General features: G+C 34.7%; 17 protein-coding genes. 3 read left to right on the forward strand and 14 right to left on the reverse strand.

Features of this window, described 5'->3' with window-relative positions; translation table 11 throughout:
• Window positions 1–48 precede the first annotated feature (48 nt).
• Window positions 49–987, reverse strand: coding sequence for an L-threonine 3-dehydrogenase (locus EDB96_RS01790; protein WP_057115643.1), 939 nt, complete (start codon window positions 985–987; stop codon window positions 49–51).
• Between the two features lie 312 nt (window positions 988–1,299).
• Here EDB96_RS01790 and EDB96_RS01795 point away from each other — a divergent pair, with 312 nt between their 5' ends.
• Both EDB96_RS01795 and mfd read left to right on the forward strand, forming a co-directional pair.
• Complete coding sequence (locus EDB96_RS01795) at window positions 1,300–1,908, forward strand: hypothetical protein (protein ID WP_134138947.1); 609 nt, start codon at window positions 1,300–1,302, stop codon at window positions 1,906–1,908.
• The gene (gene mfd / locus EDB96_RS01800; protein WP_134138949.1) at window positions 1,901–5,266 is read left to right on the forward strand and encodes a transcription-repair coupling factor; all 3,366 of its coding nucleotides are present in this window, start codon (window positions 1,901–1,903) and stop codon (window positions 5,264–5,266) included. The genes EDB96_RS01795 and mfd overlap by 8 nt, the downstream gene beginning before the upstream one ends.
• Before the next feature lie 64 nt (window positions 5,267–5,330).
• On the opposite strand, the gene EDB96_RS01805 is transcribed toward mfd, so the two are convergent.
• Window positions 5,331–5,837, reverse strand: a complete 507-nt coding sequence (locus EDB96_RS01805; RefSeq protein ID WP_134138952.1) for a DUF6169 family protein — start codon at window positions 5,835–5,837, stop codon at window positions 5,331–5,333.
• Window positions 5,821–5,970 (reverse strand): hypothetical protein, encoded by a 150-nt coding sequence (locus EDB96_RS20980; RefSeq protein WP_166669259.1) that lies wholly within the window; start codon window positions 5,968–5,970, stop codon window positions 5,821–5,823. Before EDB96_RS20980 ends, EDB96_RS01805 begins: the two co-directional genes overlap by 17 nt.
• 178 nt (window positions 5,971–6,148) lie before the next feature.
• Here EDB96_RS20980 and EDB96_RS01810 point away from each other — a divergent pair, with 178 nt between their 5' ends.
• Window positions 6,149–6,703 carry a DUF5683 domain-containing protein gene (locus EDB96_RS01810; protein WP_134138954.1) on the forward strand — a complete coding sequence of 185 codons (555 nt, stop codon included), beginning with the start codon at window positions 6,149–6,151 and terminating at the stop codon, window positions 6,701–6,703.
• A gap of 63 nt (window positions 6,704–6,766) precedes the next feature.
• Here the strand turns inward: EDB96_RS01810 and EDB96_RS21130 are convergent, their stop codons facing one another.
• The 11 genes from EDB96_RS21130 to EDB96_RS01870 all read right to left on the reverse strand — a co-directional run bounded on the left by EDB96_RS21130 (window position 6,767) and on the right by EDB96_RS01870 (window position 24,687).
• Entirely contained in the window at window positions 6,767–9,883 is a 3,117-nt protein-coding gene (locus EDB96_RS21130) for an Ig-like domain-containing protein (protein WP_208326178.1), read from the reverse strand.
• 248 nt (window positions 9,884–10,131) lie between these two features.
• The gene (locus EDB96_RS01825; RefSeq protein WP_134138956.1) at window positions 10,132–12,312 is read right to left on the reverse strand and encodes a glycoside hydrolase family 97 protein; all 2,181 of its coding nucleotides are present in this window, start codon (window positions 12,310–12,312) and stop codon (window positions 10,132–10,134) included.
• A 47-nt stretch (window positions 12,313–12,359) separates the two neighbouring features.
• A complete protein-coding gene (locus EDB96_RS01830) occupies window positions 12,360–13,742 on the reverse strand; it encodes an alpha-amylase family glycosyl hydrolase (RefSeq protein WP_134138958.1) in 1,383 nt (460 codons plus the stop codon).
• Between the two features lie 95 nt (window positions 13,743–13,837).
• Window positions 13,838–14,920, reverse strand: a complete 1,083-nt coding sequence (locus EDB96_RS01835; RefSeq protein ID WP_134138960.1) for a SusE domain-containing protein — start codon at window positions 14,918–14,920, stop codon at window positions 13,838–13,840.
• 14 nt (window positions 14,921–14,934) lie between these two features.
• Entirely contained in the window at window positions 14,935–16,443 is a 1,509-nt protein-coding gene (locus EDB96_RS01840; RefSeq protein ID WP_134138962.1) for a RagB/SusD family nutrient uptake outer membrane protein, read from the reverse strand.
• 8 nt (window positions 16,444–16,451) lie between these two features.
• The gene (locus EDB96_RS01845; protein WP_243839296.1) at window positions 16,452–19,664 is read right to left on the reverse strand and encodes a TonB-dependent receptor; all 3,213 of its coding nucleotides are present in this window, start codon (window positions 19,662–19,664) and stop codon (window positions 16,452–16,454) included.
• Window positions 19,665–19,854: 190 nt separating this feature from the next.
• Complete coding sequence (locus EDB96_RS01850) at window positions 19,855–21,033, reverse strand: FecR family protein (protein ID WP_134138965.1); 1,179 nt, start codon at window positions 21,031–21,033, stop codon at window positions 19,855–19,857.
• A gap of 518 nt (window positions 21,034–21,551) precedes the next feature.
• Window positions 21,552–22,115, reverse strand: a complete 564-nt coding sequence (locus tag EDB96_RS01855; RefSeq protein ID WP_134138967.1) for an RNA polymerase sigma factor — start codon at window positions 22,113–22,115, stop codon at window positions 21,552–21,554.
• A 387-nt stretch (window positions 22,116–22,502) separates the two neighbouring features.
• Window positions 22,503–23,159, reverse strand: a complete 657-nt coding sequence (locus EDB96_RS01860) for a hypothetical protein (RefSeq protein ID WP_008466087.1) — start codon at window positions 23,157–23,159, stop codon at window positions 22,503–22,505.
• A 118-nt stretch (window positions 23,160–23,277) separates the two neighbouring features.
• Entirely contained in the window at window positions 23,278–23,649 is a 372-nt protein-coding gene (locus EDB96_RS01865) for a YraN family protein (RefSeq protein ID WP_134138969.1), read from the reverse strand.
• Between the two features lie 138 nt (window positions 23,650–23,787).
• Window positions 23,788–24,687 carry an LD-carboxypeptidase gene (locus tag EDB96_RS01870; RefSeq protein WP_134139652.1) on the reverse strand — a complete coding sequence of 300 codons (900 nt, stop codon included), beginning with the start codon at window positions 24,685–24,687 and terminating at the stop codon, window positions 23,788–23,790.
• Window positions 24,688–24,735: the final 48 nt, after the last annotated feature.

The raw sequence follows: 24,735 nt of genomic DNA on the forward strand, positions 1-24,735 counted from the left end.
TCCCGTTTAAATTAATAAACGGGACTTTTTATTTTAGATCATTAAGGTTTAACTCAAATGCTCGATCATATCTTTTGTCATAGATTCCAGATCAAATTTATGATTCCAGTTCCAGTCTTCTCTGGCAGAACTGTCGTCAATACTTGCCGGCCAGCTGTCAGCAATTTTTTGACGGAAATCTGGATTATAAGTGATTTCAAAATCAGGAATATGTTTCTTAATCTCATTCGCAATTTCTGTCGGAGTAAAACTCATTGCAGCCAAATTATAAGAAGAATGTATTTTAATCTGCTCAGCAGGAGCTTTCATAATATTAATTGTAGCATCAATAGCGTCATCCATATACATCATCGGCATTTTGGTTTCAGATGATAAAAAGCATTCGTATTTTTTATCAGCAATCGCTTTGTAAAAGATATCGACAGCATAATCTGTAGTTCCGCCGCCTGGAGGAGTAGACCAGCTGATTAAACCAGGATAACGAATACTTCGAACATCAACACCATAAATATTATGATAATACTCGCACCATCTTTCTCCAGCTTGTTTACTAATTCCATAAACTGTTGAAGGTTCCATTACAGTATATTGTGGCGTGTTTTCTTTTGGAGTCGTTGGTCCGAAAACCGCAATACTCGAAGGCCAGAAAATTTTCTGAATCTTTTTTGCTTTCGCTAAATTTAAAACATGAAAAAGAGAATTCATATTTAAATCCCAGGCAAAAGCAGGATTTTTTTCAGCAGTAGCAGATAAAAGTGCCGCCATTAAATAGATATCAGTAATTTGATGAACTTCTACCAAATGTTCAATTTGATTAAAATCTAAAGCATTGACCACTTCAAAAGGTCCCGAATTAACAACATCAGTATTTAATTTTCGAATATCAGAAGCGATTACATTTTCGGTTCCGTATAATTTGCGCAGTTTTTGCGTCAGCTCTGTTCCAATCTGACCGCAGGCACCAATGATCAATATTTTAGGATTCATTTTTCGATGATTTTTAGAGATACAAATATAACGTTTTCGCAATTACTTGCGCTTTTTTGAAGAATAAATTATAAATTCAACAATTAAAAAGTTTGTTTGTTGGATAATTCTCTTTTACAAGGGTGTGTCTTTGTGCCTTTCAAAAATCTATGTAAAAGATCATTTTTATTGATAATAAAACCAAAGAAAATTATTTTAAATCTGCATAATCTGTCGTAAAAAAAAGACAGCAATTTATGTGAATCAAAGGCAAAAATCAGAATTCGTAATTGTAAATTTACTTTGTAACTTTGTAGCTTAATGTTTTACCAAATGAAATATAAGATATCTCTTTTTCTGCTTTTTGTTTTTGTGTTGAATTCATGTCAAAATCAAGATGAAAAACGTCTTGCTGAAAATGAAAAAGAAGCAAAAAAGAAAGAAGCTATTTTTAATAATATAAATAAAGGCTGGACGTTTATTGATGAACCTATCAATGAAATCTCAGAACAAAAATTAAATTCTTGGACAGAATGGCGAGAGTTTATGAAAGAGATTGGAGATAAGCCAAGAAAAACAATTGGAGCATTTCAGAAAAAATCGGCTGCTATTTCTAAAAAAGCGATGGCTTTAAATAACAATATTCCGCCAGAATTTAATGTGCCTCAAATAAAAAGCCGTATTTCTATTTTAATTACCAAAATAAAAATGATGGATTTATTTATTCATTTAAATAAAGTTCCAGATGATAAAGTGGTTTTTTTGATACAAGAAATCAACAAAGAATTGATTTCGCTGGAAAGACAAATGGATAAAATTGTCGAAAAAGCCAAAATTCCGAAAGAAGAAGGAGAAGCAGATTTCCTTAGAATGTTAGACACTACGCGCGCGATACCGAGTTCTACGCCGCCATTAGATCAAAATAAACCTAGAATTGAGTAAAAACGCCTTATACACGATATACGACAATCTGCCAAAAGCACAGCAGATTGCATCAAATTTACTGGAAGGAAATCAGATAAAAATGCATCTCAGCGGATTGCTGGGATCTGCAGTTTCATTTGTTGTCCGCTCTGTTTTTAAAAAAACCGAACTTCCTTTTTTAATTGTTTTAGACAATAAAGAAGAGGCTGCGTATTACCTAAACGATTTAGAACAGATGATTGGCGAGCAGGATGTATTGTTTTATCCCGCTTCATTCCGTCGTCCCTATCAAGTTGATGAAACAGACAATGCAAATGTTTTGCTTCGCGCTGAGGTTTTAAACCGAATAAATTCCCGAAAAAAACCGGCCATAATTGTTACGTATCCAGAAGCACTTTTTGAGAAAGTAGTGACGCGCCAGCAATTGGATAAAAACACGTTGAAAGTTTCTTTAAACGATAAAATTTCAATTGATTTCATTAATGAAGTTTTGTTTGAATATGAATTCAAAAGAGTCGATTTTATTACAGAACCCGGAGAATTTTCGGTTCGTGGAGGTATTGTCGATGTATTCTCATTTTCAAATGATCATCCGTATAGAATTGAATTTTTCGGAAATGAAGTAGACAGTATCAGAAGTTTTGATGTAGAAACACAATTATCTGTTGAAACGCATAAAAAAATCACCATTATTCCGAATGTCGAAAACAAGATATTTCAGGAAAACCGTGAAAGCTTTTTAGATTATATTGCTGAGAAAACAGTACTTTTTATTCAAAATACTGATGGACTTTTTAGTCAGTTAGACAAACAATTTGCGAGGGCAGAAGAAACTTTTTCAAAACTTTCAGGAGAAATAAAACACGCCGAACCAGAACAATTATTTTTAAATCAGGCTTCGTTTATCAAACGAGCTTTAGATTTTTCGATAGTAGAATTGGCTTCAAAAACAATTTTTAAAACCACTAAAAAATTCGAATTTCATATTCAGCCTCAGCCCTCGTTCAATAAACAATTTGATTTGCTGCTGAATAATCTGAGCGATAATCATTTTAACGGATACAAAAATTATTTGTTCTGTTCGAATGAAACGCAGGCCAAACGTTTTCATGATATTTTTGAATCGCTGGACGAAGCGAATTCTGAGAATATCAGAAAACAATACAACACTATTGTACTGCCTTTATACCAAGGTTTTATTGATGAAGAAAATCAGATAACGGCTTATACCGATCACCAGATTTTTGAACGTTATCACAAATTCAACATCAAAAACGGTTATTCTAAAAAGCAGAATATTACGCTTAAGGAATTAACAGCACTTTCGGTTGGGGATTATGTAACGCACATTGATCATGGAATTGGGAAGTTTGGCGGCTTGCAGAAAATTCAAGTAGAAGGCAAAACTCAGGAAGCCATAAAATTGGTTTATGCCGATAATGATATTGTGTATGTGAGTATTCACTCGCTTCATAAAATTTCCAAATACAACGGAAAAGACGGAACACCGCCGAAAATCTACAAATTAGGATCGAACGCCTGGAAAGTTTTAAAACAAAAAACCAAAGCGCGTGTCAAACATATTGCATTCAATTTGATTCAGCTGTATGCAAAACGTCGTTTAGAAAAAGGTTTTCAGTTTGCGCCGGACAGTTATCTTCAGAACGAATTAGAAAGTTCGTTTATTTATGAAGATACGCCAGATCAAACTAAATCGACACAAGAAGTAAAAGCCGACATGGAAAGTGATCGCCCCATGGATCGTTTGGTTTGCGGTGATGTTGGTTTCGGAAAAACAGAGGTTGCCATTCGCGCTGCTTTTAAAGCGGTTGATAATAGCAAACAAGTTGCCGTTTTGGTTCCGACGACTATTTTGGCTTATCAGCATTATAGAACTTTCTCGGAGCGTTTAAAAGATATGCCAGTGTCTATTGGTTACTTAAACCGATTTAGAACAGCAAAACAAAAAGCGCAGACTTTAAAAGATTTAGCCGAAGGAAAACTCGATATCGTAATTGGAACACACCAATTGGTCAACAAAAATGTAGTTTTTAAAGACTTAGGTTTGTTGATTGTTGATGAGGAACAAAAGTTTGGAGTTAACGTAAAAGATAAATTAAAAACTATTTCAGCAAATGTTGATACGTTGACATTAACAGCAACGCCAATTCCGAGAACTTTACAATTCTCTTTAATGGCGGCGAGAGATTTGTCTGTAATTACAACGCCTCCGCCAAATCGTTATCCTATTGAAACGAATGTTGTTGGTTTTAATGAAGAGATCATTCGTGATGCGATTTCGTATGAAATTCAGCGAAACGGACAGGTTTTCTTTATCAATAATAGAATCGAAAATATAAAAGAAGTGGCAGGAATGATTCAGCGTTTGGTTCCAAACGCAAGAGTCGGAATTGGCCACGGACAAATGGAGGGTGCAAAACTCGAAGAATTGATGTTAGGTTTCATGAATGGAGATTTTGATGTTTTGGTGGCGACAACAATTATAGAAAGTGGTTTGGACGTTCCAAATGCCAATACCATTTTCATTAATAACGCCAACAATTTCGGATTATCAGATTTACATCAAATGCGCGGGCGTGTTGGACGAAGCAACAAAAAAGCATTCTGTTATTTCATCTGTCCGCCGTATTCATCGATGACGGAAGATGCAAGAAAACGTATTCAGGCTTTGGAACAATTCAGCGAATTAGGAAGCGGTTTCAACATTGCAATGAAAGATTTGGAGATTCGTGGTGCAGGAGATTTATTAGGTGGAGAACAAAGCGGTTTCATAAACGAAATTGGTTTTGATACGTACCAAAAAATCATGAATGAAGCGATTGAAGAATTGAAAGAAAACGAGTTCAAAGATTTATATCCGGAAGAAAATAATATCGATACTAAGGAATATGTAAAAGACATTCAAATCGATGCCGATTTTGAGTTATTATTTCCAGATGAATATATCAATAACGTTTCGGAACGTTTGGTTTTGTATAACGAATTAGGCGCTATAAAAGACGAAGCTGGTTTACAGGAATTCGAAAGAAAGCTAATTGACCGTTTCGGACCTTTGCCAAAACAAGCAACTGCCTTACTAAACAGCATCCGCATAAAATGGATTGCAACGCGTGTTGGAATCGAGAAATTAGTTTTGAAACAAGGCAAAATGATAGGCTATTTCGTTTCAGACCAGCAATCTGATTATTATCAGTCGGTGAAGTTTAGAAATGTTTTAAATTTTGTTCAGAAGCATAGTAATCTTTGCAAAATGAAAGAAAAACAAACCGTAAACGGATTACGTTTATTATTGACTTTTGAAAATGTGAAGTCGATAAAACGGTCGCTGGAATTGATGGAGTTGTTTGAGGAGTAAAGTGATATTAATAAATAAAAAAACCGATATAGAAATATGTCGGTTTTTTTATTGCTAGAACTAGCTATGGTTTTGCTCCATTTAAAACATTGCTGATATTACTAAAAGCTTCTGTTATAGTTTTAAAATTCGTATTTTCTGTATGAAACATTAAAGAGGTATAAAGTTTAATAGTTTCTGTATCAGAATTAAATTCAATAATATTATCAAGCTTTGTGATATAATTGGTCATGGAACTTTTTTTGTACCATCTATCAAAAACAGAAAATCTTTGAAATGCCTTTTTATCATTATCATCACAAATATAAATTAATGCATCATGAATATTTTCAAAAAATGTGGCAATAATGTTTTTGATTGTTTTTGAAATCAATACATCAAATTGTTCAGGCCTAGAGCTAATTTTGTCTATGGTAATTTGATAAACATTTCCAAGTTCTATATCGTTCCCAACGCAAGATGCTAACGTGAAATCTTCGTAGAAAGCAACTCTGTATTCAATTTGTCTTTTTGTAAAGAAACTATAATAACCAGAATCAGAATTAAAAGTATAATTATATTGTTTTAACAAGTTTTATACCTTTTGAAGTTAAGGTTTCTGCAGAAGTTTTTCCTTGTAAAAAAGAGCGTACAGCAACCTTATCTTCTCTCATCTTGATAATGGCTTGTTTAATTGCTTCCTTATTTACTGTTGTAGTTTTCATGTTGCAAAGTAACAGTTTTAAGTTGAATATTGCAAAATTTGTAGTATTATTTTTTCTTTTTAAATATATGTCTCTGATTATCACTTGATTTAAAAATTAAGTTTTCTTTATCTTTTATTTAAGAAAAATCTTAGAACTAAAAAGTTTTCTTTGATCAAATTTTCAAAGACAACTTTATATGCAGAATCAATTCATCCTCCTATTTTTATTTTTTGGATTAACTTCTCTTTTTGCTCAGGAAAAAACTAAAATTGTCTTAAATGACACTCTTAGATCAGAAACAATTGATCCGCTTCGTCCCGCAAAAGCAGCATTTTATTCAGCTATTTTACCAGGTTTAGGTCAGATTTACAATAAGAAATATTGGAAAGTTCCTTTAGTTTATGGAGCAATCGGCACAAGCACTTATCTATATATCGACAATCAAAAAAAGTACAAAATATACAGAGATGAATATAAAAGCAGATTGGAAGGAAATACCAGTAACTCTGATTATTTAGCTGGATTAAGTGAAAGTCAATTGATTTCTGCTCAGAAACAATTTCAAAGGAACAGAGATTTATCAGCCCTATTTATAGTTGGTTTTTACGTTTTGAATATTATTGATGCTAATATCGATGCGGCATTATCGCAGTTTAATGTAAGCGAGAGATTAGTATTTAAACCTTCCGTAATCAATAATGATATTACATTAAATAATAATTTTGGGTTTGCTTTAAATTATTCTTTTTAAAAATATTCGCCACGAATTCACAAATTAGGTTAAATTAAATTCGTGAATTCGCGGCGAAAAAAATTATTTAACAATTAGTTTTTTAATCACATTAAAATCTTTAGAAATAATGTTTACAATGTAAATGCCTGAAGATAAATGATGATTAACTTGTCCTGAAGAAGAAAGTTTTTCGGTTAAAAGACTTCTTCCATTCAAATCAGAAACGAAAATTTCGGCAGTATCGCCATTTGCTAATTCTGGCATTAGAATATGAAATTCATTGTTTATTGCAGGATTTGGATAAATACCAATTACAGGTTCTGCTGTTGAAACTTCTTCAACATTTAGTGCCATTTTTGATGTACCAACAGTAGTTGGTTCCAACTGCCATTGTGCGCTGAACCAGCCGTCTTGTGAATTTCCATATTGAGCAGATCCTGTTTGATTTTCAACATGAATAATATTTCCTGTCTGCCATCTATTTCTTAATCTTACCCAGGTTCCGTCAATATAATCGCTTGACCATTGTGCACTCCAGAAAGTAGTATCTGTTATATTACATTGAACAGTTCCTGTTTGACCTTCAATATTAATTAACTCTCCAGTTGCTGCATTTTTAAGAACGAAGTAAGTGGCATCAATAGCGATTTTCTGCCATTTGTAGTTGTTTCCAGAAACCGTTGTTCCGTAGCCAACATTTGTCCCGGCATCAGATAAATAAGCTCCTGTCCATCTGTTTTTAATTGTATAATATGTTCCTCCCGTAGAAGTTGTAGAAACTGTTACGACACAAGTACTCGTTTTATTTCCGTCAACAGTTGTAACGGTAATTGTAGCTGTTCCATTTGCTACAGCAGTTACTAATCCGGAAGTATTTACTGTTGCCACAGCAGTATTGTTTGAACTGTAAGTTACGGCTTTGTTTGTCGCTGTTGATGGCGAAACTGTTGGCGTTAATTGCTGTGTTGCACCAACCGATAAAGCCGCAGTGGTTGGAGATAAAGTTACACCTGTAACGGCAACGCCCGTTCCTGGATTAGAATCGTACCAAGTGTTGTTCATATACCAGCCGGTTTTGTTTCTGCTTAAATCGGCAGTTTGATTGGTTCCGTCGTTGAAAATTAAATTTGTTGAGGTTACATTGGTAAATGTATAACTGTACCATCCGCTTCCCGCATCGCTCATGTTTACGCCCGGCCAGGTTGCATTTGCTAAAACTCCTGTTGGTAAAGCACTCCAATAATAGATTTTAATCCCAGTTCCCCAGTTTGATGGTTTATAGAAATAAACCGTAAAATTCGTATTCGGATTTACTGTAATTGTTGCCGACGCTGTTTTATTTCCGTCTTGTGTTGTTGCTGTAATCGTTGCTGTTCCTGCAGCAACTGCCGTTACAAGTCCGCTTGAGTTTACCGTTGCAATTGCGTTGTTGCTGGAACTCCACGTTACATTTTTGTTCGTGGCATTTGCTGGAGCAATTATTGCAGAAAGCTGTTGTGTATTTCCTGCATACAGAATTGCAGAAGTTGGGGAAACTGCCACAGAAGAAACTGGAATTGCAGCAACAGTTATAGCAGAAGTAGCCGTTTTGTTTCCGTCAACTGTTTTAACTGTAATAGTTGCTGTTCCTGCTGCAACGGCTGTAACCAATCCAGATGCATTTACAGTAGCAACTGCAGTATTGCTGGATGTCCAGGTTACGTTTTGGTTTGTGGCATTTGCAGGAGCTATCGTTGCATTTAACTGCTGTGTTGTGCCTAAACCAACAGTTACCGTTGTCGGACTAACTGAAACTCCAGTTACGGCCACAACAGGCGCATTGGTATTCGTTAAAACCAAATATTCAAAAGCAGCAAATGTTCTTGTCGCGCCTGTTGTTAAAGTTACAGAGGCATTGTTATTATATGGATTTACATAAGTTCCTGCTAAAGCCGCTGGGATTACATACGATTTTGAGGCATTTCTCAAATTCGACATTACGATTACTTTTTCTGTACCTAATGTTTTAGTGAAAATACTGATATCATCATTTGCATACGTGGTTAAATCACCACGTCTGATGGCAGCACTAGTAGTTCTGAAATTTAAGATTTTGGCGAAATCTGCAGCAGCTGTCGGGTTTTGAGACCAGTTGAATTTGAAGTTTGTCCACGGCCAATCTGTTTTGGGTTCGTAGTCGATTTCCTGTCCGCTCATTAAGAAGGGAACACCTCTCATATAAGCTGAAACTAAAAAGTTGGCAACAATTCCGTTATGATTTTTGAAGGCTACGAACGGTCTTCTTACGCCATCATCATTGGTGTACGTATCATGATTACCAGTATATCGAACGATTTGCTGATTTCCAGTTGCTTTAGCATATTCATAAGTAGATTGATCTTGAAGTCTTTGAGAAACTGGTCCTCCATTAGCAATATCATATAAACCGCTGTGAAACCATCTGTCGCCATAATTCATGTCGAAACCAACCTGAAAATTTTCTTGTCTGTCTCCTTCGGCTAACATTAATAAATTATGAGAAGAAATACTTCGAAGATTTGAGTTGACTTCAGACCAGAAATCTAAAGGAGGATTATTAGCATAATCGCAGCGATAACCATCAATGTTAGCAGCGAAAATCCAGTAACGCATAGCATCTTTGATAGCTGCTCGTGTAGCCGAACTATTAAGGTCAAGCGCAGCAATATCGGAGAAGTTTCCTAATTGCTGAATCGTTGTTCCAGTTCGCTTATAATATTCTGGATGAGAAGTTGTCCATCCATGATCCCATGAAGTTCCGTTGATAGCAATATCTAGAATTACGGCCATTCCACGACTGTGAGCACCATCGACTAAAGTTCTTAAATCTGCAAGCGAACCATATTCTGATCCCACAGCTTTAAAATCTTTGATACAATAGGGCGAAGCCGAACTTCGGGAATCGGTGCCATGAGGAAAAATCGGCATTAAATAAATAACATTTGTGCCGAGTGCTTTTATATTGTCTAATCGGGCGGTTACTCCAGCTAAATTTCCGTTAGCACTAAACGGACGTATATGCACTTGATACATATTGACATCTCTCGGATCGGGCACACCGGCAAAAGGTGTTCCGTATTGCGGAGGATCCTGCGCATAAACGGAGCTTGCAAATAATAATAGAAAGCAAACTAATGCTTTGGTAATATGAAATAATCTAGTGGTAATTTTGATTTTCATAATAATAGTTTTTTGAATGCTTGTCGGCATTTCTAACTAAAATTCATTCTCACTCGCATTGTTTTTAAATTCGACAAACATTTTGTGGTTAATAGTTTTCAAGTAGTAAATTTTTTAATTTTTTGCTCATTAATGAGCATAAGTTTCTGCCACGAATTTCACGAGTTAGCACAAATTTAATCTGCAGCTAATTCTCGTGTCAATTCGTGAAATTTGTGGCAAAAAACTTAGAACCTAAGTTTCTTAAATTATAACTTTTTCAATCCTTTTAATTCTGTAGAATTTCCTTCTTTGATGCTAATAGCTGTACCTCCGCCTGGAGCTAAATATTGCTTCAGTTTGCTTTTTGAGTTTACGATAACTTTAGTAACGGTATATTTCTGAGGATTTACATTCCAGTTGGCTTCTTTGGCATCAGCATAAATTGTGGCGATGAAATTTTTTCCAGCGGGTAAATAGTCAAATGAAATGCTGGCAGTTCTTGCATTTTCATCTGTAATACCACCAATAAACCATTCGTTTTTACCTTTTGCTTTACGCGCAATTGTAATGTAATCTCCAGGTTCAGCTTCTAGAATATAACTATTGTCCCAATCTACAGCAACATCCTTGATGAACTGAAAAGCATCTGGAAAACGCTCATAATTCCCCGGAATATCTGCTGCCATTTGCAACGGACTGTACATAGTTACATAGTATGCCAATTGTTTTACCAAAGTGGTATTAACACGCTGTGAACTTCCTGTTCCGTAATAAGAAAGATCGGTTTGAAAAATCCCAGGTGTATAATCCATTGGACCTCCCATTAATCTTGTAAATGGTAAAATCGTAGTATGATCTGGCGCTAAACCTCCCATAGATTCAAACTCCGTTCCGCGAGCAGATTCTTGAGCAATCCAGTTTGGAAAAGTTCGGTGTAAACCTGTTGGACGAACGGCTTCGTGACTGTCAATCATAATTTTATAATCAGCAGCACGTTTGGCTACATTGATGTAATGATTGACCATCCATTGTCCGTCATGGTGTTCTCCACGCGGAATAATTTTTCCAACATAACCGGTTTTTACAGCGTCATAACCGTTGTCATTCATAAATTGAAAAGCACGATCTAAACGTCTTTCGTAATTGGTTGCCGATCCTGAAGTTTCGTGGTGCATGATAATTTTTACTCCTTTTGAAGCTGCATATTCATGAACTGCTTTTACATCAAAATCTGGATATGCCGTTACGTAATCAAAAACTTCTTCTTTCCAGTTGCCAATCCAGTCTTCCCAGCCAATGTTCCAGCCTTCGATAAGGATCGCATCAAAACCATTTTTAGAAGCAAAATCAATATATTCTTTGGCGCGTTCTGTTGTAGCACCGTGTTTTCCGTTTGGAGTAAGTTTCGTAAAATCATCTGTTAATTTCACATTGTTTTCTTTTCCAAAAGCCCACGTACTTTTTCCAGCTACGAAATATTCCCACCAAATTCCAATGTATTTTACGGGTTTAATCCACGAAACATCTTTATAACTTGTTGGTTCGTTCAAATTCAAAATTAATTTTGAAGCTAAAATATCTGTTGCTTTATCGCTTACTACAATAGTTCTCCAAGGCGATTGTGCATCTGTCTGCATATAACCTTTTGCGCCAACTGCATCTGGTGCTAAATGACTGATCATTTTGTTGTTTACTGCATCAACTTCAAGGTACATTGCCGGATAATTGATTAATCCAGCTTCGTGAATGTTGATGTACAAACCATCATCAGATTTCATCATTGACGGCGTTTGAACAGAAAGTTCTTTTATGGGCCACTGCGAATTGATTTCGATCGTCGCCTTTTTCATCAACGAAGGAATCTCTGAAATTTTTGAGGTTGTATACGCATATTCGTTGGTATCATAATCTCCTGGAATCCAGAAAATTTTATGATTTCCAGCCAAATTAAATTGAGAACGTTCTTCTTTTATTACAAAATAACTTAGATCATTTTGTTTCGGAAATTCATATCTAAATCCCAATCCGTCGTTAAATAAACGAAAACGGATGCGAATAAATCTATTGTTGTTTTTTGCCTGAGCTAAAGTGACAACCAATTCGTTGTAATGATTGCGAATTGTTTTTTCTTCGCCTAAAACTGGATTCCAATTTTCATCAACAGAAGATTGTGCTGTATTTGTAATGGTAAAACCATCCAAAAACGAAGGCAGGTTTTGCAGTTCTAAGCCCAAAGAACTTGGTTTTATAACTGCTTTTTGTTTATATGATAATTGGTAAGACGGAACACCGCCTTCTTTTAATTCAAATTTTAAAGAAAGATTTTTGTCTGGCGAAGTTATTTCTTGTGCGTGAATCCATATTGTGTGGACAAGTAGAAAAAATAAAAACGCTGTTTTTTTGCTCAAACAAATTTGAAGCAATGATTTTTGGGATTGAAAATTCATGTTATTAAGTTTTTTGCAAATTTAGGTTTTAAAGCTGCATAAGAATATTAATTTTTCAATACTAAATATTGAAAGGGTTGAAGTGTTATTTCAGAACCTACAGTTACGGCAGCTCCAGTAAAAGCGTCTTTCCAGTTTCCTTTTAAAGTATTTGGAATAAGATGTTTTACTGTTGAATTGGTTAAGTTAGAAAGTACAAAAACTTTTTCTGCATCTTTTTCCATCGTAAATGCACTTACGGCATCGCTGCTGTAACCTGTAAATATACCTTTTTTAATGGCATTACTTGTATTTCTAAAGGCAATGATTTTTTTGTATTCTGCCAGCATTTCAGTATCAGCAGTACTCCAGTCGATTGGTGTTTTGGCAAAATAATTTAATCTTTTATCGTAACCAATTTCCTGACCATTATAAATCATTGGAACAGATTTTAAATAAGCAGCTACGACAAAAGTTGCAATTGATCCTTTTTTACCTCCAAAAAGTTCTAATGGAGTTCCATCTGAAAGATTTACGTCATGGTTGCTGGTGTAACGAACAACTCTATTTTCTGGATTGTAATTGTTTGCATATTCAGTTGCATTCGAATCTTGAATAGTTGTAGCAGGTTTGTTGTTTTTGAAAAGCTGTTCTAAAGTGCTGAAGAAATTGAATCCAAACGTATAATCAAAACCTGATGCGAAATGATTTACTTTAGAACCTTCGGCAAGCATTAAAATGGTTTGATTTTTCTTGATTTTTCTCAATTTTGAAATAGCATCAGACCAGAAATCTTGAGGAACAAAATCAGCATAATCGCATCTGAATCCATCAATATTTGCGTTGTAAACCCAGTATGACATGGCGTCGATCATCGCATCTTTCATTTCAGTACTATTAAAATTTAATTGAGCTACATCATTGTAATTTGTTCCTGGCGGAATAATAATGTTTCCGCTTGCATCTTTTTGGTACCAGTCTGGATGTTGTGTAATCCAAGTATTATCCCAAGCAGTATGATTGGCAACCCAGTCTAAAACAACTGCCATGTTTTTTTTATGCGCTTCTTCGACTAAAGTCTGTAAATCTTGTAACGTTCCGAAATCTGGATTTACGGCTTTATAATCTTTTACCGCGTAAGGAGATCCTAATTCGCCTGAAGCTCTTTCTTTTCCAACAGGATAAATAGGCATTAAATAAATAACATTTGCTCCCAGTTCCTGAATTTGTGTCAATCTGTCCTGAACGCCTTTTAATGTTCCTGCCTGACTAAAGGCACGAATATTTACTTGATAGATTATAGCATCTTCTTTCTTTGGCATTTTTTCAAAAGGAGCTCCATATTGTGTATACGGAGATTCTGGTGTTTTTGTATCGTCGTCAGATGAACTGCACGAAACAAATGCCAATGTAAGCAGTAATGCGTACACGATTTTTATGTTAAATTTCATGATTTTACTTTTTATATTTTAAATGGTTGAGAAGTAACCTGCCTTTCGAAGTAAAAAGACAGGTAAACTCAAACCAAACTAAACTTAATTTTTATCTATTTTTTAGTTATTGTATAAGTTGCTGTTGGAGGATATCCAGTAGTTGCAGGATCAACATCATTTATTTTGAATGTGATTTCATAAGTACCGCCTTCGCCAACATAATGAGCGCCTGGATCATCTAAATACACAATTCCATCTGTTGTATTCTTAGGTCCGTAATTGATTGTCCAGTTATTATTTAATCTGAATTTTACATTTCCTGGAACCAAAACTGCGGTTATTTTCCATGTTTTTGTCTGGTAATCATAATTCATTGGTGTACTGTTATCCCAGCCTCCAGAAGTTCCATCACCAACAATACCCCAAGAATAAGGTGTAGCTGTCCATTTTAAAGTATTTAGATTTACTTTAACCTGATACGAACCTTCGCCCGGAAGTGCAAAATCTTTCGTACTCATGTTTTGTAGATCGCTGTTAGTAGCACCTGCACCATAGTACTGTTCCCAATTTCTTCCCTGATTTAATTTAAATACAGGGCCATAACCTGGTTGTACCGTAACATAACCTTGATAGACACCTTTTGCGATAGCCGTTAAAGCAAGAGCAGTGTCTACATTCCATTCTCCCTGATAGGCTCCAGGCATATAAATTTCGCCGAAAACAACACTTTTTTCATAAGGAGTAATAGTCAAAGTAACAGGGTCAGAATAGATTTTGCGATCCATCGTTGCTTCTACACGAACGACTAATTTTCCTTGAGTATCAATTGGAAGTCCTAAATCGACAGCAATTTTATTTAGATCCTGACCAATTAAAGTTTTGCTTAAAACATCGGTTCCAACTTCAATTCGTTTTGCTTTTAACCAAGCATTAGAGCCGCTTGTATCTCCAACTAAATCAAATTGAAGGGCATAAGTTACTGGAGCTTCAATAGGAAAAGAAACGGATGGCCAAGAAACGAGTAATGCCTGATCTTCTGCAGTGTCTTCTGTTAATACTATCGTATTGGATGAAACGCTGATTTCTGATGGAAAACTAACAGATTTTAATGTTGTTAATTCGGCGTCGCTTTCGCAGGATGAACCCAAGAAAAGCAAGCTGCCTAATATGAATATTTTATTGATATATTTTTTCATGATAGTCTTTGTTTTTAATAACCTGGGTTTTGTTTTAATCCACGATTGGCGTCTAGAGCTGAGGTTGGAATTGGGAACAATTTTCTGAAAGCAGGAGATGCAGGTCTAAATTCATTTGCCAATAAAAATTTGTCAAAACGAATCATGTCTTGTCTTCTGTGTCCTTCCCAGTTTAGTTCGAATCCTCTTTCATTGTAAATATCATCAAGAGTTGGGTCGTGATCTAAAGCATTTAACCCGGCACGCTGTCTGATTTGGTCTATGAAAGGTTTTGCAGCACCTGGATTTCCTAAGCGTGCATTACATTCAGCCATCATTAAAATAACATCTGCATATCTGAAAATAGGGAAGTCGTTAGAAGCTCCTCCGCCGGTTCTTGGTGCTACAGGATAAAATTTCACGTTTCTAACTCCGGCTTGCGGATCTGCTCCTGGATTGTCTAATGAAGCAACATCAAGTGTGTAATTGAAACCGCCTGGCTGTTCTCCAAATAAAAACTGTTTTCTGCGAATATCATTTACATCGTATTTTAAGAAAAATTCTTTAGGAACAATTGTACCGTTCCATCCGCTGAAACCAAATAGAGCTTGTGCGTGCGGACCATATAAACTGCGAACCGCATAAACGTTACGAGATACAACATCTAAGGTTGCGTAAATTGGTAAAATGGTTTCATCTTCAGGAAGTACATCTCCAAATAATTCATAATATTTACTTCCTAAAGGATTTGCAGCATCTGCCGCTCCTGAGTGAAGTGAAAAACCACCTTCAGCAACTTTGTTACAAGCGGCCAAACATTCGTTCCATTTTGGAATTCCTGTGTATACTTGAGCGTTCAGATATACTTTTGCTAGTAAAGTATAACCCGCCCATTTATTGAATCTTCCATAATAATTGCCGCCTCTTGTTCCAGAAAGCAGTTCTACATTTTCGGTTAATTCTTTTACGATAAAATCATAAACTTCTTTACGGCTTGACTGCGGAATTTTATCAACAGTAATATTATTATCAGTAAAGAAAGGAACATCGCCATAGTCATCAATTAATAAATAGTAAAAGAAAGCTCTCAATGTTTTAGCTTCAGCAATTTTAGAAGCTTCGGCATTTGATTTTTCTAATAAGCTAACCGCTAAATTAGCATTGAAAATAGATTTATAAAGCCAGTTCCAAGTATTGTTGATAATGAAATCTGTTGGCAGCCATTCGTGTTTATGCAGACGGGCGAAATCCTGCTGCCAGTCACCTGTATTTCTATGTGGAATAACCTGCTCGTCTGATGACATACAGTTCATATCGTACCATCCGTTGTCTGCACCTGCATAACCAACACCAGAGGCATTATCTCTTACGAAATCACCAGGAACTTGGGCGTAAACGCTTGCAAGCGCTATATCAGCCCCTTCTGGAGTTCCGTAAAAATCTTCTGCGGGATATTTATCGTACACATTTTCGTCTATATCTGTACAACTAAAAAGAGTCAGGAAACACAAGCTTCCTGTTATCAATATATTTTTAATTTTCATGTCTTTTACTATTTAAATTTTACAGTCAAACCAAACGCCACGCTTCTGGTACGAGGATAAATTCCTCTATCGCCTCCAAAGTTATCTTCAGGTCTGCCACTTCCGCTTACGTTCAATTCTGGATCAATACCTGAATAATCCGTGATCAGGAATAAGTTGTTTCCTGTAAGTGAAAGTCTAATAGTATCAATATATTTATCTGTGAAACGGAAAGTATATCCCGCTGTAAGATTTTCTAAACGAATGAAAGAACCATCTTCTAACCATAAATCTGAACCGTAAGGAGAGGTATAAATTCCTTGATCTACGGCACTTGCCAAGACATTCGATTTACCAATGTTTTCTAATCTGCTTAAGTTAGAACGCAATCCGTTGTAGATTTTATTTCCTCCAGAACCTCTTAATAAAAGAGAAGCGTCAAAGTTTTTATATCTGTAAGATGGATTAAATGCAAAAGTATAAGTTGGTAAAGCAGAACCAGCGTAGTAACGATCTGGACTTTTTACACCTTGATCAATTATACCATTTCCGTCGCGGTCCAAAACAGTTTCAACATTGTTTTCGTTTTTGCCGGTATGTTCTAGAATATAAAATGCTCCAATTGGTTTTCCTTTTACTAGATAAGAGTTTGCGGCTCCCCAACCCACATAATCAGTGTTTAAAGGAACGCCATTAATGCTTCCATCTAAATTTAGGACTTCATTTTTCATAAATGAAGCGTTTCCTGCCAAAGTCAGTGTGCTGTTTTGTGTTTTAATAACGTCGTAAGCAAGAGAAACCTCAATACCTTTGTTTGAAATGCTTCCCACGTTTGCCTTAATAGTAGGATAAGGATAAGGAGGTTGAGGTACTGTATAATCAAATAATAAATTTTCTGTTTTAGAATCATAAACATCGACAGTTCCCCTTAATCTGTTATTTAAGAGTGCGAAATCAAGACCTAAATTGGTTTGTTTTTTGGTTTCCCACTTCAAATCGGCATTTGCATTTTGGGTGATTATGTAATTTGTAATTGGCGAACCTCCAAAATAAGTCGTTCCGCTGCTGCCCACTAATGAAATTGAGTTTTGCGGATAAAGTCCTTGCTGGTTACCCGTTTCTCCATATCCTACTCGAAGTTTTAATTCGTCAAATAATCGTTGGTTACGCATAAATGGTTCTTTTTCAATTTGCCATGCGACAGATGCAGAAGGGAAATTTCCCCATTTATTATTAACACCAAACACTGAAGAACCATCACGACGGATACTGGCTGTAACTAAATATCGATCTAATAAAGAATAGTTTACTCTCGCTAAAAATGAAGCTAAAGTTCTGTCGTTTTTATAGGTTTCAATATCGCCAGGACGAATTTTTGTCAAATCTCCTAACTGAAGTGCATTATAAGTGGCTTTATCATTAATAAAACCTCTTACTTGTGCAAAACTTCCCTGATACATCTGATTTTGCCATTCGTATAAACCTAATACGTTTATACTGTGTACGCCAAATGTTCTCTTGTAATTCAAACTAAAGTTCGTAAGTTTCTCATTTTGTCTGCGGTTTCTAACATTTCCATAACCATTTTGATCAATGGCATAAGCACTTGTTGAAACTACAGGAAGATAATAACCTTCTGTTGTATTTGTTTTTCTCCAGCTTCCAAACCAGCTAGCCTTTAGACCTCTAGCCAAATCTAAATCAGCTTTTAAACTTGCAAATAAGTTGTCATTTTCTGCATTATTTGAAACAGATTGAGCCGTTGCATACGGGTTTAAGTATTGAAATACGTTAGGATCTGTAAAATAAGTTCCATCAGTATTGAAAACTGGATCTGTTGGTCTTACTAAATATGCGTTAGTAATTAAGTTTGAAGTATACGCTGCAGTTCCAATACTTTGGATAATGCTGGTTGTATTATTAATTCCTGTGTTTAAATTAAAAGTTAAACTTAATTTATCATCAAGTGCCAGTTGAGTTGCTTGAATACGCCCAATGTATTTTTGATTACTTGAATTAATTACAACTCCATCTTGCAAAATCGCAGTTAAAGAAGCTCTATAATTAAATTTGTCCGTTCCTCCACCAAAAGAAAGTGTATGAGTTTGTGTTAAACCAGTTTGTGTCAAAAGGCCGTACCAATCTGTATTAGAACCATGATTTGCAGATGCAGGTACGCCAACACTTTGTGCAGCAGCCCACCACTCGTCAGCATTTAACATGTCTAATTTTTTTGGAATAAAATCTAAAGATGTAGAACCAGTATATTCCATAGTAGTTTTACCTGCTTTATTCTTTTTAGTGGTAATTATAAGTACTCCCGGCGCACCGCGAGAACCATAAATGGCAGTTGCAGAAGCATCTTTTAGAATATCATAACTTTCAATTTCGCTAGGGGGAACTTGGCTCAGCAAATCCATATTTCCCTGAATTCCATCAACAACTACCAAAGGATCACTTCCGCCAATTAAAGAAGAAATTCCACGAATACGAACACTTGGACCAGAACCTGGCTCGCTTCCTAACTGTGTAATATTAACACCTGCAGCTTTTCCCGCAATTAATTGTAACGGATTTACAATCGCACCTTGATTCATATCTTTAGCACCAATAGACGAAACAGCACCAGTTACATCTCTTTTGGATGTTGTACCGTAACCCACAACTACAATTTCTTGCAAATCGGTTGCATCTGGAAGAAGCTGAATATTGATAACGCTTTGGCTGGCAACTACTTTTTTCTCTTTATATCCAACAAAAGACACAATAATTACCGATTGGCTACTTTCAACCGTAAGCTTGTATTTTCCGTCAAAATCAGTTACCATTCCGTTTTTTGTTCCCTCTTCAATAACAGAAGCGCCTGGTAAAGGCATGCCATTTTCATCTGTAATTATACCTGAAACGGTTTGCTTTTGAAATTCAATTACCTGTGTTTTAAGTTCTGGCTTCTTAAGTATAATTTGCGTATCACGAATTTTAAATTCGGTTGGAGTTCCTTTAAAAAGTTTGTCTAAAACCACATATATAGATTGATCTTTTACAGAAATTGAAACGGTTCGATCCAAGTCGATGTCGCTCAATTTGTAAATAAATCTAAAATCTGTTTTTTGTTCAATGGTCTCAATAACCTTTTCGATTGTTGAATTGTTTAATTCAAGGGTAACTTTTGTCTTTTGGGCATAAGTATTCCCTCTAATATTAAACATGGCGACCAAAATAAGTAGAGTAGTTAGTTTCAATTTTAGGTCATTTTGGAACAATGAGTATAGAAACCCATTATTCTTAGATTTTTTTTTCATAATTTTGTTAATTGATTGTAGTTAATTCGTTATATTCAATCACTTAGTAAATCGGAAATTGTTCGCAGCTCTTTCCGATTTTTTTATTCTAGTATTCTTTTTTCCTCATAAATTTTCATTGGGTTAGTGGTTATTTAATTAGTATTTGATTGTTTTTTATGGTGTAATTAATGCCATGAATTTCATTAAAATAACTCATTACATTTTCTATAGATTCTTCTTTAAAACTTGCATTAAATTTCTCGTTCGCCAGTTTTTCATTTTTATTAATGATTGTTACGTTATAGCGTCTTTCCAGTTTTGTAATAATGTTTTTGAAAGTCATGTTTCTAAAAGTCAATCCGCCCTCTATCCAAGAAGTATAAATTTCTGTTATAACGGGTTTTGTGAAAATTGAAGCGTTTTGTTTGTTGAAACTTCCTTTGAATCCTGGTTTTAGAATAGTGTTTTTACTCGCATCAAAATCTTCATTAGAACGATACATTCCAACGGAACCTTCTACTAGGACAACATCGGTAAGAGCATCTTCAGGGTAATTAGAGACGTTAAAGTGAGTTCCTAAAACGCGCACGTTTAGTTCGTCGGCATTTACAATAAAAGGATGTTTTTTATCTTTTGCTACATCAAAAAATGCCTCACCGTCAAGATATACCTGACGATTTTGACCGGCAATAAATTTTACCGGATATCTCAAAGTTGTTCCAGAATTTAAATGTATCAAAGTTCCGTCTGATAATTCTAAACGGAATTTTTTACCAAATGGAATTTTAAGAGTATTGTAGGTTAACTTCTCAGAATCTGTTTCTTTTTCATAAACCAGTTTGTCTCCGTCTTGATTTCCAACAATATTTCCATTTTTATCATGAACCTGCACTTTTCCATTTTCTGAAATAATCTGAACACTTCCGTCTTCCATTTGCAAAACGATATCTGTGCTTTTAAAATCGAAAGGAACTTCAGTAACTTTATTAGAAAAAACTTGTTTGTAGGCAAAACCAATTCCAAGTAATACCAAAAGAGATGCAGCAATAGAAATATATATTCTGCGATTTGATTTTTTAGGATGAAGTTCAATTACGTTTTCTTCTTCTTTTCCTGCAGCTAAAATATTGTTGAAGATAGAGTCTGCTTTTTCAGCCTTCATTTTTGGCATTTCGTTTAAGAGCTTTTGTACATCTTCAACTGTTGGGAAATCTTCTGTAAGTTTGTTATTACGGCAATAGGCAATTACTTGTTCTGTTTCTTCGGCAGTACATTGATTGAGAATAAACTTTTGTAAAAGCGTTTTTATTTCAGAATTTGAATTCATTAAGAATGTTTTTAGGTTCTGTGTTTATATAATACAGTTGAAGAGAAGGCGAGTACTACTCAAACGTTGTAAATTTTTAAATTTTAACATTTGAAATAGTTTTTTATTTTTTATGTATCTGATTTTTAGTGTTTTGAAAAAAAAATATTTTTAAATAATTAATGATTAACCAGTTTTTGTCATCTAGAAGAATTTCCACAAAGAATAAAATTTATAGCCAAGCTTAGAAATGCTAAAGTTTGTTCAATTGCCTCAAGTTTTAACTGGAGGTCATAAAATGCTTCATGATACTAGGCTTTAGCAAAATAAATAGTTTGGCTAAAGCCTTTCGTGCGGTTTTATTATAAACCTCCAGTTAAAACTGGAGGCAATTGAATTTTTTAGCACAGATTTAAAATATTAAAAAGGGATTTTTAATCAGTGGAAATCCTTTAATCTGTGGCTAAAAAAAGATCAAAAGTTTTAATCAAAAAAAAATCACTCCGAAGAGTGATTTAATGGCATTATTGTGGTTTTGGTTAGATAATTTCATCGTGAAGTTGAAAAAAACCGCGCATTGATTCGAGCGCTTTACTCATTTGGTTCCGGACCGTGTTTATCGAGATTCCGAGTTCCTGACTTATTTCTTCATAGCTCATTCCTTTTTTCCGAGACATTTTAAAAATCTGCCGTCGTTTGGGTGGAAGCTGCTTTATGGCTTGTTTTCGGAGTTTTTTGCAATCGGCTTCGCGAATGGCATAATCTCCGTATTCATGTGTTTTCTGACTTTCGTAGAAAACGGCTTCTTTCAATAAAATTTCATTCGCAGCTTTATTCAAAACATTAAAAGCCTGATTTCTTGCGATTGTAAAAATGTAAGATTTAAAAGATTGTTCAATATCTAAATTCTCACGGTTGAGCCAGACCTTCAAAAAAACATCCTGAACATTTTCCTCCGCTGCCTCTTTTGATTTTAGAAGACTGATGCTGTATCCATAAATATCTTGGTGGAATAAATCAAAAAGTTGGCGAAAAGCTTTTTCGTTCCCGTTTTTGAGTTCACTTACCAATAATTTTTCACTATGGTTGGCAGCTTCTAACAATTTAATTCGCTTTTATTTAATTCTAATGGTATTAAACTATCAAAATAAGAGGTCGGAGATCTGACTTCATGGCAAATATATAAAAATATTATTCGCAACAAATTATATATAAAAAAACTTAATTCTTATTTTCAAGTAGTTTTTTAAATAAAACAGGCAAAAAGTACTGGCAAGTCGCTTTCACGCAAGTAAGTGTCAGATTGACGCTTTTGTAAAATAAAATTTAATTTAGAATTTGACTTTTGAGAATATTCTTATTTGCGAAAAATGAAATTTAGTCGAAGATGATAATTTCATTTCAAAAAAAATCCTTTTATCTTTAAATAAAAAGACAAAAGGATTATGAGTAAGAGAATCAAAAATGATTCTTAAATATTATAAATTGGATTAGTTTTTCAAATCTTTAATTACTTTAAAAGCAACATCAACCTGATCTTCTCCAACTAAAATTGTAAATTCATTTGAAGTCGAAATTACTTCATTGATGATAATTCCTTCCCAAGCTAAACGCTGGAAAATGAAGTAATAAATACCAGGAACTACAATATTTTCTTTTGGTAATTTTACAGTAATTGAAGCTAAATTATCTAATTTCTGAATTAATTTTTCTCTCATAAAGTGTTTTTCAACTAAATGATTCACACTGCTGCTGACAACGATATTAGTTTCGTTTACACCACGAGATGAGGTATAGAAAATATCAGATAAAGCATTAATATCAGAAATTAAATCGGCTTGTTTGTTTAGAACAGTTTCAGAAGCTGCAAAAGTGTAATCTGTAAGTTCAGAACGAACCGTGATTTCACCGATATTTTTAATTACTTTATTGATTTTGTGGTTTAGTTTAAAATCTAGTTCTTCCGTAAGTCGTTTTAAAGACATTACAACAGCGCCTTGTTTTACTTCTTTTCCAAACTCACTTTCTAATTCGGTCATAATATTTCGCGAAAGTGAAGTTAGGTTAATAATTCCGAGTGATAGGGCATTTAATAAAAATGGTTTTGTTTTAATGTAGTTTTCTACAATAGAAGAAACAGTTTTCATAATTCTTTTTTTTTTTTTTGTATTCGGTTGGTTGTTAATTTAACATTGCGATGTTATAAATCTTTGCAAATATAAATAAAAAAACAAATTGTTACAATTATAACAATAAAAAATTATGTTAAAAATGATAAAATGCGTCGGTAAGATGTTCAATTGCAAATGATTCGCCGTTTTTATGGATGGCAACGATGTCAAAACGGATTTCAATATCTTCATCAAAATCCTTTTCCCTATCGTTTATGTAGGCATTTACTGCTTTAATGAGTAATTGAATCTTTTTTGGCTTGACAAAATCCTGCGGCGATCCAAAATCTAAACTTGAGCGCGTCTTTACTTCGATAATTGCTAAAATGGAATCTTTTTGAGCAATTATATCTATTTCGGCTTTTTGAAAAACATAATTTCGCTCTATAATTTTATAACCATTTTCCTCGAGATGTGCAGCTGCGAGATCTTCTCCTAATTTTCCTAAATCATTATGTTCTGCCATGTTCTTTTTTGTTTCAAGTTTCAGGTTATTTGCATGCAAAGACGCGAAGTCGCTAAGAGTATTTAACTTGGCGGCTTCGCGTCTTTGCGAGATTTTTTATGTGGTATTCTTGAGTTTCCTTACTAGGATTCGGTGATATTATTTTTTAAAAGTAACAGTACTTCCAGAAGCAGTAACTTCCATAGAAACGGTATTTCCCATAATTAAAGCTCTGTTGTCTCTAATGTGACCGGCTGGGAAATTGAAAATTACTGGAATGTTATATTTCTTTGTCACATCATCAATAATCTCTAATGCATTTTTCCCCCACGGAACTTCATTGTCTTTCATACTTGTCATGCCTCCAATGATTATTCCTTTTAGATTTTCGATACATCCATTTCGTTTCAAATTCATCATCATACGATCGATATGATAAAGATATTCATCTAGATCTTCGATAAATAAAATTTTATCCCTGCAGTCAATTGCCGATGGTGATCCTAATAAACTATATAAAATAGATAAATTACCGCCTACTAATTCTCCAGTTGCACTTCCGAAACGATTCATCGGAGTTGGACTGATAGAGTAGGAAATAGGTTCGTTAAATAAAGCGGCTTTTAACGAGCTTACGGCATCTGGAGTCGCTCTTGGAACTGTTACCGGCATAATGCCATGAATAGATTTGTAACCCATCGTATTTAAATGATTGTGTAAAACAGTAACGTCACTAAAACCAATAACCCATTTTGGATGTTGTTTGAATTTGGTAAAATCTAATAAATCTAACATCCTAACAGTTCCGTAGCCACCGCGAACACACCAAATAGCTTTAATATTCGGATTATCTAATTGTTTTTGAAAATCGGCTGCTCTCTGTTCGTCAGTCCCTGCCAATTGATGATAGTCTAATCCGATTGTGCTTCCAACTACGGCTTCTAAGCCCCAGCTGTGGAGTAAATCTATAGTGGGTTTTAAATTGTCGTCGATATTTTTTCTGGCTGTTGCCAAAAGAGCTACAGTATCTCCTTTTTGTAAATAAGGTGGTGTTATCATGTTTTGTTGAGATTGACAAGTGAATGATTGAAAAGCAAAAGTAAGAAA

Origin of the sequence: Flavobacterium sp. S87F.05.LMB.W.Kidney.N (genome assembly GCF_004366435.1) — a bacterium.
GTDB lineage: Bacteria > Bacteroidota > Bacteroidia > Flavobacteriales > Flavobacteriaceae > Flavobacterium.